This window comes from Aquipuribacter hungaricus (assembly GCF_037860755.1).
In the GTDB taxonomy this organism is placed as follows: domain Bacteria; phylum Actinomycetota; class Actinomycetes; order Actinomycetales; family JBBAYJ01; genus Aquipuribacter; species Aquipuribacter hungaricus.
In genome coordinates this window covers 17,392-27,720 of sequence record NZ_JBBEOI010000025.1, presented here as the reverse complement: position 1 = coordinate 27,720, position 10,329 = coordinate 17,392, and the positions used below count along the sequence as shown (strand labels likewise).

At 73.9% G+C, this 10,329-nt stretch carries 9 protein-coding genes; all 9 read right to left on the bottom strand.

Annotated features, from left to right (window positions below; translation table 11 throughout):
* Positions 1–935: coiled-coil domain-containing protein (locus WCS02_RS05750; protein ID WP_340290924.1), on the bottom strand; the 935-nt coding region annotated here is incomplete at its 3' end.
* Positions 936–1,186: 251 nt separating this feature from the next.
* Positions 1,187–1,708: a DUF4913 domain-containing protein gene (locus WCS02_RS05745; RefSeq protein ID WP_340290922.1), complete on the bottom strand. Its 522-nt coding sequence runs from the start codon at positions 1,706–1,708 to the stop codon at positions 1,187–1,189.
* A complete protein-coding gene (locus WCS02_RS05740) occupies positions 1,705–3,618 on the bottom strand; it encodes a type IV secretory system conjugative DNA transfer family protein (RefSeq protein ID WP_340290920.1) in 1,914 nt (637 codons plus the stop codon). The genes WCS02_RS05745 and WCS02_RS05740 overlap by 4 nt, the downstream gene beginning before the upstream one ends.
* Positions 3,615–5,297: an ATP/GTP-binding protein gene (locus tag WCS02_RS05735; RefSeq protein WP_340290930.1), complete on the bottom strand. Its 1,683-nt coding sequence runs from the start codon at positions 5,295–5,297 to the stop codon at positions 3,615–3,617. Before WCS02_RS05735 ends, WCS02_RS05740 begins: the two co-directional genes overlap by 4 nt.
* A 28-nt stretch (positions 5,298–5,325) precedes the next feature.
* Positions 5,326–6,837: an SCO6880 family protein gene (locus WCS02_RS05730; protein ID WP_340290918.1), complete on the bottom strand. Its 1,512-nt coding sequence runs from the start codon at positions 6,835–6,837 to the stop codon at positions 5,326–5,328.
* On the bottom strand, positions 6,824–8,443 hold the full coding sequence (locus WCS02_RS05725; protein ID WP_340290916.1) for a TrbL/VirB6 family protein: 1,620 nt from the start codon (positions 8,441–8,443) through the stop codon (positions 6,824–6,826). The genes WCS02_RS05730 and WCS02_RS05725 overlap by 14 nt, the downstream gene beginning before the upstream one ends.
* A gap of 77 nt (positions 8,444–8,520) precedes the next feature.
* The gene (locus WCS02_RS05720) at positions 8,521–9,267 is read right to left on the bottom strand and encodes a DUF8175 domain-containg protein (protein ID WP_340290914.1); all 747 of its coding nucleotides are present in this window, start codon (positions 9,265–9,267) and stop codon (positions 8,521–8,523) included.
* 10 nt (positions 9,268–9,277) lie between these two features.
* Entirely contained in the window at positions 9,278–9,583 is a 306-nt protein-coding gene (locus WCS02_RS05715) for a hypothetical protein (RefSeq protein WP_340290912.1), read from the bottom strand.
* 27 nt (positions 9,584–9,610) lie between these two features.
* Positions 9,611–10,147: a DUF6668 family protein gene (locus WCS02_RS05710; RefSeq protein ID WP_340290928.1), complete on the bottom strand. Its 537-nt coding sequence runs from the start codon at positions 10,145–10,147 to the stop codon at positions 9,611–9,613.
* Between the last annotated feature and the right edge of the window lie 182 nt (positions 10,148–10,329).

Here is a 10,329-nt window from a genome sequence, read left to right as displayed (position 1 = left end):
GGCACCGGGCGGTTGTTCGCGGCCGCCTCGGCGCGCTGGCGGGCGATCTCGGCCTGGCGCTGGCGCTCGGCCTCGGCGACGCGCTGGCGCTCGGCCTCCGCCTCGGCCGCGGCGACCCGCTGGCGCTCGAGCTCGGCCTGGCGCTCGGCCTCGGCGATGGCGGCGAGCTGGGCCTCGAGCCGGTCGCCCTCGGCCTCGAGGGCGGCGATGTCCGCCTCCTCCGCGGCCTTGGCGGCGGCGAACTGGGCGACGGCCTCGTCCTCGGCGGTGACGAGGGTCTGCAGCGCGGCCTGGGCGTCGCGGGCGGCGTCCTCGGCGGCCTCGGTGGTGAGGACCTGCTCCGCGGCGAGGCGCTTGAGCTCCTCGACCCGCTCCCGCTCGGCGGTGAGCCGGGCCTCGGCGTTGCGGATGTCGACCTGCTGCACGCGCAGCCGGGACAGCGCCTGGTTCTGGCTGCGGCGCGCGACGGCGGCGAAGGCCACCATGTCGGCGTAGTCGCCGGCGCTCTCGGCCTCGACGAGGATCGTCAGCGGCGTGAAGCCGGAGCCCTGGTAGACCTCGCGGGCGACGCTGGCCACGACCTTCTCGGTCGCGTCGGCCTGGCCGGTGCGCTCGGTGAGCGCGAGCCCGGCCGCGGTGACGGCGGCCTCGGCGAGCGACAGCTCCTCGGCCAGCTGGGCGTCGCGCTGCCGGGCGGCGGACGCCTCGGCCTGCGCCTGGTCGACCGCGGCGCGGGCGCCGGGCAGCTGGGCCTGCAGGCCCGCCAGCCGGTCGGACGCGGCGACCAGCTCGGCGCCGACCTCATCGAGGTCCTGGCGGGAGGTGTCCAGGTCTGCGCGCACCTCACCCTGGCGCTGCTCGACCTCGTCACGCTCTTCAGGCGTCGTCGCAGCGGCTGGCGCACCGAGTACGGCCACCACCCAGAGCAGCGCCACAAAGGCGGCCGTCCCGCGATCACGGCGCAAGGCGTCCCTCCCGAACAGTGCCGCTGTTGCAGGGAGCGAACGCTCAACCTCAGGTGGAGAGTATCAGGGCCTGCGAGGTCCGCACCCGCCCCTCAAGCCGATCCAGCGGGTCGCCGTACCCTTCAGACAACGGCCTCAGGCGTGCGAGCGGGTGACCCCTACGACTCACCCGGCAGTCTGCACCTCGCTTTTTGTCAGCGCTCACGCTCGCGTCGAGCGATCTACCTGCGTTCGTCGCGGAACAGCCCCGGTGGGGGTGCCTCGTAGGGCAGGGGGTCGCCGCGGCGGCTGGTATTATGTCCGGTCTCGTCGACGTCGATGTCGGCAAAGGGGCCATCGGGGTCCATGAGGACGCGCATGTGGTGGTCGGCGTGGTCGCGCCACCACACGCTCATCCCGGTGGCCGGGTCGAGGCGGAGGTGTTCCCAGGCCCGCCACAGCGCTTCCAAGCGGATGATGGCCTCTTCGTGCTCCCACCAGCGCGCGGCCCAGCGTCGGTGAGTGCCGTCGATTCTGCGCCGGTAGACCAGGCGCAGGTACAGGCGCACGAACTCGTCCACCGAGCCGTAGTACAGCGGCGGCGGTCGATCAGCAGCGACGGCGACGACGCCTGCCTGGGAAGCGTCCACGGGCCGGCCGTGGTCGCCGTCCTCGACGTCCCTCTCCTCGACGCCCGCGTCCTCGCTGCCCTGGGCGTCGGCGTCGGTGTCCTGGCCGGGGTAGTCGTCGCCCCACGGGCTCACGGCGCGAGCTCCTGGACCGGCTCTATCGGGGTGACCGGCGCGACGGTGGCTGCGGCTGCGGCTGCGGTGCGGGCCTGGTGCAGGAGGTGGGTGGCTTGGGGGTCGTGGGCGGCGATGGAGGCCTTGACGGCGGTGGCGTGGGGGCCGGTCATCCAGGGCCGGGTGCGGACGAGGGTGGGGCGGGCGCCGCTGGCGAAGACGACGGCGCGTCCCTTGGGCAGGGCGGCGAGGTCGGCGACGTCGAGGATGCGGTCGCGGTGCAGCTGGTGGGTGACGCCGCGGCCGCCGCGGCCTGTGCTGACGCTGGAGGTGGGGCGGTCGTGGTCGCCGATCATGCGGGACAGGTCCTCGAGGAACGCGGCCTCGTTGACGCCGCCGCCGTAGACCATGACGTTGGCGGCGCTGAGCAGTTTCTTCATCCCGGACTCTCCCCAGACCGCGGCACCTTGGGACCAGGACTGCAGGATGGTCATCAGGACGATGCCGCGGGAGCCGTAGTGGCTGTAGAGGTCGGGCAGGTCCCGCCACCGGCACACGTTGGCGGCCTCGTCGAGGACTGCGAGCAGCGGTGTCGCGAGGCGCCCGCCGGGTGAGTGGACGGCGAGGTCCTCGGCGGCCTCGATGACGGCCACGGTGAGCGCGGTGACCAGCGGGCCGGCGGTGCCGCGGCCTTCCTTGGACAGCAGGTACAGGGTGCCGTGGTCGCGCACCAGGGCTGCGGGGTCCAGGTGGGGGCGGGGGTCGCTGGCGCGGTGCCCGCCCTGCGGGGTGACCCAGCGGGCGACCTGCCGGTTGGTGAGGCAGGAGGCCATCTGCTGGGCGGTGCCGTAGATCCCGCCGCGCTGCTTGTCCGGTGCGGCGACGACGCCGGCGACGTTGCGGGCGCTGAGGGGGAAGCCGTGGGCGTGGAGGATGTCCACGGCGCGGTCCTCGGTGGGGCGGGTGAGCCAGGTGTAGACGTCGGTGATGGGGCGGGAGTCCAGGGCCGCGGCCAGGAGCAGGCCGGCGAGCAGGTCTTGTCCGGCGGGGTCGAAGTAGGCGTCGGCGCGGGCCTCGGGGTCGCGGGAGCCGGCGGCGAAGTGCTCGGCCAGGCGGGCGGCCTTGACCTCGTCGGTGACGTAGGACAGCGGGTCCCACCACCACGTCGGTTCCTCCAGCGCGATCCCCTGCGGGTCAAACACCCATACCTCGCTGCCCGGGCGGGGCGCGGCGGCCCGGGCCCACAGGGCCGTCCACCAGCGTCGTCGTGGCGGGGTGCTGGGCTGTGCGCGGACGTCGCGGGTGGCGTCGACGACGTCGCGCTTGTTGGAGGTGACGACGACCGCGCCGGGCGCCTCGAGGATCGCCGGGACCGCCCGGGACGTCGTCTTCCCGGTCCGCGGCCCCCAGATGTCCAGGTGCAGGTCCTCCCACGAACCGACGAGGTCCTGGCCACCGGCGACAGTGCGCCCGATCGGGACACCCACCGCCCCTGCAGTTCCACCTGCTCCCGCTGCTCCCGCGACGCCGAGCCGCTTCGCGGTCCGTGCGGCGCTGGCCCGGGTCAGGGTCCTGATGTCGGCGCCGCGGCCCATGAACGCCGCGGCCCGGTCCACCCGGGTGCGGCCACGCCCGCCGCGCACCAGCGCAGCCAGGACGAGCAGGACGAGCACCGCCACCACGGCGCCGACGACGGCCAGGAGCATGGTGCCGCTGGCCGGCCACGGCAGGTCGCCGCCGGCGACGAGGAACACCACGGCGAACGGGTCGTCCGGGACCTGGACGCCCGTGGCGTCCAGGCGGTGCCCCAGCCGCAAGGCCACGTTCAACGCGGCCACGCCGGCGACGACGCCGCCGATGGCCACGGCCAGCAGGGTGGTCCCGACCGACGCACCGCCGGGCTGCGGGCGCCGGTTATTAGGGCGGCTCACGAGCCCTCCGCACCCGACGCTCCGCCAGGCACTCCCCCGGGCACCTCGCCCGGCACCGTGGCGGGGACGGGGGGCTCGTCCTGCCACAGGTGGTTGCTGTCCTTGAGGGAGAGCTCTGCTTCGGTGAGCTTGACCTGGACGGGGATTCCGGGGCGTCCGCCGACCTTGACGATGAACTTGCCTCGACCGGGCGGCGGCTCTTTCTTCGCCCTGCCCCCAGTGCCCCCCGGGGCAGGGGTTCCGTCCCTGGTCTCGGGTTCGGGGTTCCAGCCTTCTGGGTGCCGCCAGCTCATGAGAAGGTTCTGCTCGGCCTGGGACATCTGGACCGCGGCGTTGAGCAGGGGCATCTCTGCCCCGGACAGCCCGCCGCAGAACACCAGGCCGGAGCGTTCGACGAAGCCGCGGGCCTTCATGCGGTCTTCCTCGCTCGGCAGGGCGAGGAGGTCGCTCATGGTGTGGGAGACCATGATCTGCCCGACGCCCCAGCTGCGGTTCAGCCGGGTGAGGGAATCGACGCGGTCGACCATGCCCTTGCCCGCGCGCAGCGCCCGCCACAGCTCGTCCAAGACCACGACGTAGTGCCGGCGGGGTTCCAGGCCGGCGTCGGCCAGGACGTTGGCCACGGTGACGGTCCCGAAGCCCGCCGACCAGCACGCCAGCAGGGTGGCGGCCTGCTGGTCCAGGGACGCCTGCTCCAGGGAGTGCACGTCGTAGACCACGGGGGCGTCGAAGCGCATCGGGTTGGTGGTCGGCCTGGAGAAGACGTCGCCGAGCTTGCCGCCGTTGATGAGACCGATCAGGGAGGCCTCGAGGTTCTCGGTGATCGCCTGGTAGCGGTGGTCGTCGCCGCGGTCCAGGGCGACGGCGCGGACCTCCGGGGAGGCGTCCTGGATGACGCGCAGCAGGTCCGCCAGGACGGGCACGCCCGGGTGCCGGTCGTCGAGGATGGTCAGGGCCCGGCTGAGGATGGTGGTCTCCCGGTCGCTGACCGGTTCCCCGCGCATGATGGTGATCAGCCCGGCCAGGACCTGCAGGCGCTTGCTGTGCGCGTCGGCGAGCAGCGCCTCGGCCTGCCGGGTGTGCCCGGCGGCCTTGAGCCGGGCAGCGGCGTCGGGGGCCTCGCCGGGGTCCAGGACGTTGAGGTAGCCCCGGCCCGGGCCGAGGGTGATGACCTGCCCGCCGAGGGCCTCGATGGCCGCGACGTAGTCCGGCTTGAGGTCGCCCAGGACCAGGGGCAGCACCCCGAACCCGGCCAGGCCGATGAGCATCCGCGTGACCAGGGTCGACTTCCCCAGCCCGGGCAGGCCCAGCACGAACGCGGAGGGGTTGCTGATGTACCCGCCGCGCCGGAACCACGACACCGGGTCGCAGCACAGCGTGGCACCGGTGTCGATGTGCTGACCCAGCGGGACACCCACCATCGGGGTGCCCGCACCGACCGCGAACGGCCACAGCCCGCACACCTGCACCGTGGTGCCGCGCCACTGCGCCGGCGCCTGCACGTAGCCGGCGTACCCCCGGCCCCGCCCCGACCAGCCCCGCCCGGAGGGCCGCACCAGACGGCTCGCGCCCCTGGCCCGAGCTGCCACCCGCTGTGCCGGTACTTGCTGTGCCGGTATCTGCTGTGCCGGTACCTGCTCTGCCTGTACCTGCTGTGCTGCCGTCGCAGTCCCCGGCATGCCCTTCCTGGTGCTCATGGCTTCTCCCTCACAGGTTGTCCCTGAGCTGGGTGGGGACGCTGATGTGCTTGCTGACGATGACGCCCAGGGGCAGGGCGGCGGCGAAGGCGCTGTCCTGGCTGCCGTGGACCGGGCGCAGCCGCAGCCGGGCCATGCCGGACAGGCTCGCCACCGCGGCGCGGGCGTCGGCCTCGTCGCGGGCGTCGAGCACGGTGGCGGTGACCAGCAGCCCGAAGTTGACCAAGCCGGCGCCGCTGGCCTCCTCCCCGGCGGTGGCGCGGGCGGAGCGGACGGCGAGGGTGTCGCGGGCCGCGGGCCTGGTGGTGGAGGTGGCGCGGAACTCCGCTGCCCGCAGGTCCGCCTCGACCAGCGCGGCGGCGCGGGCGGAGTCGATCGGCTTGTACAGCAGCGTGACCCGCTTGCGGGCAATGTCGCGGTGCGGTGCCAGCAGGCGGCCGAGGATCCCGGACTGCACGTGGCCGCGGGGGGCGCCGGTCATCGCCCAGGTGCAGGAGAGCGCCCCGTCGTGGCGGTAGCTCGCCCAGGACGCCTGTGCTGCGGAGGGCCCGACGTCGGTCCACAGCAGCTCGGGGGTCTCGCCCTGGGCGCGGACGTCGTCGATCAGCGCCGCCGCGGCCGGGTCGTAGGCCACCCGGACCACCTCGCAGAGCCGTTGCGCGCTCAGCGGGTGCGCGGCACCCGCGCCGGTGACCTGCAGGCCCGCGGTGAGCCCGGGCAGACGGGAGGCGAGCTCACGGCCCATCTCGTCCGGGGTGCGCGGACGCCCGCCGCTGCGCGCGGAGGCAGTGAATGTCAGGGACACGTACGCCTTGACCATCGAGGAGGCTCCCGGGTAGCTGGCCACGACCTGGCCGAGGACCTCCCGCGCGAACGCCGGGGCGCCCGCGTGCACGCTGCGGTCCACCTCCCGGCGCAGCCGGGCCCCGGAGTCCGGGGAGGTCTCGATGGTCACCGACACCGCCTCCAGGCCCGGCTCGTCGCCGAGCCCGGCCAGCCAGTGCCCCCAGTCCGCGACCCACAGGTCGACCTGGTCGGCGTCGACCAGGCCGACCCCGTCCGGCTCGGTGCCAACCACGACGGAGTACGTCTTCGCCGCCGGGGTGTAGAGCAGCGCAAACCTGCGGCCGTAGGAGTCTGAGTGCTCGCTGAGCCGGGTCGCGGCCAGCAGGCCGGGCAGCTGGTAGGTCCCCCACGGGGTGCGGCCCAGCGGACCCGAGCGGTACAGGTGCAGCCCACGCGACCGGGTCACCAGCCACCCCGCACGGGCCCCCGCGCGGGCCAGGACGTTACGGCCGTGCCGGTCCCGGGTCACTAGCAGCAGCAGCACGGCACCCACCACCGCCGCCGCGACCAGCGCCTCGAGCAGGCCGCCCGTCATCAGCATCACGAGCACCACGAACAGCCCGAGGAACAGCAGGACGGTGCCGCCCGTGCCCAGGCCCACCAGGCCCGCGCTGGTCGGCTGCCGCCAGTTGCCGTACGTGCGGGCTCCCCTGCCCGTGGTCTCAACGGCTGCCATCAGGTCCGCTCCCCTCTCCCGTCGAGTCGTGCGCCACGTCCCTCGCAGCGCTCAGCGCCGCCTGACCGGCACGGGCACCCGCCTGCGCCGCCGCCCCCACCGCCAGCCCCACCGCACCCGCGGCCGCACCCGCGGCCGCACCGGCGGACACGGCGCCGCTGCCTGCTGCCGCGCCACTGACCCCACCGGCAGAGGCCGCCGCCGCGGGTACTCCCCCGCTGGCGGCTGCGGTACTGCCGGCGGCCCCGGTGCTGCCGGTGCTGGGCGGGCCGGAGGGTCCCCTGCTCCCGCCGGGCCCTCCCCCGCCAGGTCCGGCGCCGGTCGAGGGCCCCCCGGACGACCCGCCCTGGGACGACCCGGTGGCCGTCGACTCGCTCGAGACCCTCTGCGCGGGCGGTGCTCCCCCGCCCGAACTGCCACCAGAGCCGCTGCCTGCACCGGAGGCGAGCCGGCCGACCGCGGCGGCGCCGCTGGGCAGTGCGGCCAGCGCCCCTGCGGCGAGGACCGCGCCGCCCCCGCCGGCGGCCATGGCCCCGACCAGCGGTGTCACGAACCGCATCAGCGCCGGCAGGGCGAACAGCGCGAGGACGAGGAGCATCAGCCCGGTGAGGACCGCGAGCACGCCGGAGCCGTCGTCGCGGAACAGGTCGGTGCCTGTCAGCTGAAACGCCGTCGCGTAGACGATGGCCGCCGCCGGCTTGTAGAGGATGAACGCGATCAGCCAGCCGACGCACTTGCGGAACCAGGAGCGTCCCAGCTCGGTATTGGTCGCCGACGCAGCCAGAGGCAGGACTCCGGTGAGGATGACGAGCATCGCGCCCCGGGCGACCATGAGGACGATCTGGAACAGCGACGCCAGCAGCGCCACCAGGCCCAGGATGATGATCAGCAGCGGCCCCAGCCCGCCCGCCGCAGGGTTCGTGGTCAGCGCCAGCAGCGTGAGCAGGCTCTGACCGAAGCACCCCCCGTCCCCGGTCACATCGCAGTCCAGGGAGTTGTTCAGGACCCAGACCGCGAAGGAGTCCGCGGCCGTCACCAGCAGCCCCACGACGGTCACCCCGGCCCCGGACACCACGATCAGGGTGAGCAGGCTCCGCACGATCTCCAGCCCGGGCTGGGCCCGCTGCTCCCACGCCATACGGACCCCGCCCACCACGATCGAGAACGCGGCCGCCGCCGCGACGTACCACCACAGGGATGACTGCAGGAACAGCACCGTCCCGCCCACCCCGGTCGGTCCTGCAGGCATCAGCGCCGACACGAACCCCGCGGCCCCGCCCACCAGGACCACCGCGGCCAGGACCACACCGATCCGGCCCACCGCCGCGAACCCCTCACCGCGGCGGAGCCGGGTCGCAACCAGTGCACCCAGGACCACCAGAGACATCCCCGCGACGACGAACCCGATCCACGTCGCATAACCCAAGACCGTGACGATCCCCGCCGACCCCGGCGCGGAGCTGCCCGGCGCCACCGACGTCGCCGAACCACCAGAAGCAGTGAGGTTGGGGGTCCCGATGTTGACCCACAACGTCCCCACCGACGCCACCGTCCGCCCGAAGGCCTCCGTGACCGCCTCCGCCATGTTCTCGATCGCGTCCCCCACCGCTGCGCGCGCTCCGCGCTCGACCTGACACAGCGGATTGAAGGCAGCAGCGCCTTCGCAGCCCCCCGGCTCCACGGCTACGCGCTCCAGGCCGAGTAGCCAGCCAGGTCGGGTAGGAAGGCCACGTCGACAGGCGCCCTAGGGTCAGTCACGACGAGCTTCCAGTCCCCGTCCTCCCACACCAGGTCGTAGACCATGGACAGGTTCACTTCCTCGCCGTCAGTGCTTCCGCGTACAGCCACGTCGACCGTCGCTGAGTTGCCGTCGTAGGCGAGGAGCCGGAAGCCCTGCACTGCCGCGCGGGTACCTGAGGTATCGCCGTTCCCGGCCGCTGTGACCACGTCCTTCCGGGCGGACGTATCCGCGATGAAGTAGTCGAGCCAAGCCTCGACCGTGCTCGGATCGGTGCCTTGGACGACAGCGTTGGCGGCCGCGAACACAGCGCCCTCCGGTGACCTCTGATAGCAAGAGCGCACGCCCTCATCGGTGACCTCGCCGGGTCCGAACTCGGGCGATGTCGGGTAGGCGGTGGTCCCCTGGTACTGCCACTCCGCGGTGGGGGCGGCTGCCAGCGTGCCCTCGAGCGTCTGCCCGTCGAGCCCGCAGACGCTGTCGGCGCCGTCGCTGGACGCCGACGGTTCAGGGGCGGCGACGTCATCCGACGTCGACGCGACGGTGCTCGGCAGGGCTGTACCGGGCTGGTCGGCGCGGGTCCCGGTGATGGTGAGGACGACGCCGAGGATGACCAGGACGGCGACGACTCCGGCGGCGGCGATGAAGCCTCCGCGCGTCCAGGGGTTCCGCTCTACCTGCTCCTCGGCCACGTGGGTGTCCTCAGGAGGCCGCGATGGTGCTGACCCAGGCGGCGCCGGCGCCGATGACGATCGCGCCGCCCATCGGCCACAGGATCTTGGGCAGTGCGTCCTGGCCTTCGCCGCGGCGGAAGCTGACGGCGATGAGGATGCCGCCGATGACGATGGCGCCGCCGACGACGACGTAGCCGATCCACTTCAGCCAGCTGATGACGGTGGTGATGCCCTCGGTGCCCGGGGGCTGGGCGGGCGCGGGGTCGGGGATCAGGGCCGGTGCGAGGAACGCGAGCTCGGTGGCGGTGGCGGTGACGGTCTGCAGGAGTGTCATGGCGTGCCTCTCGGTCGGGTGGGGCGATCAGACGGCCGTGCGGGACGACGGCACAGAGGACGGCACAGCGGGCTGTGCAGGCGGGTGGTGCAGGAGGGCGGTGAGGTCGTCGAGCAGGCGACGGACAGGTCGGGGTGCGGTCGCGGGGTCGACGGGTTCCCCCAGGCGCCACGGTTCGACCCACGGCAGGTGCCAGGTGCGGGCGACGCCGCCGCCCACCACGTGGGCGAGCTCGCGCAGCGGTCTCGGGAGGCGTCCGGGTGCGTCGGCGACGACGACCAGCCCGAGCAGGTCCACGTCAGGGGCCAGGCCGGCGGCCCACTGCGTGGTGGCCCGCTGGGCGGCGAGGAGACCGTGCGCGCTGGAGCGTGCTACGAGGACCACGGGCGCCGGCCCGGCAGCTGTAGGCACCTGGGGCCACGCGTGGTCGGCTGCGGCCCACCCGGGTGACAGCGCGGCCAGGGTCGTCTCCCCCGCACCGCCGTGGGCGCCGAGGCACCACAGCCCGGCCGGTTGCAGACGGGTCCTCGTCGGCAGCCGGTCGACGTGCTCCGGGGCCGGCACACCGGGCTGCGGCGCAGACGGGCCTGTGGGCCGCAGCAGGGCCAGCCTCGCGTCCGGGCCGGGGTCCGTAACAAGGTCCCCGGCAGGTTCGGTGACCGCGTTCGGCGTGGGCCGCGACAGCCACGGGTTGACTGTCCCCTCGGTCACGTCCACAGCAGGCCCCCTGGTTGGTGTACGTAGAT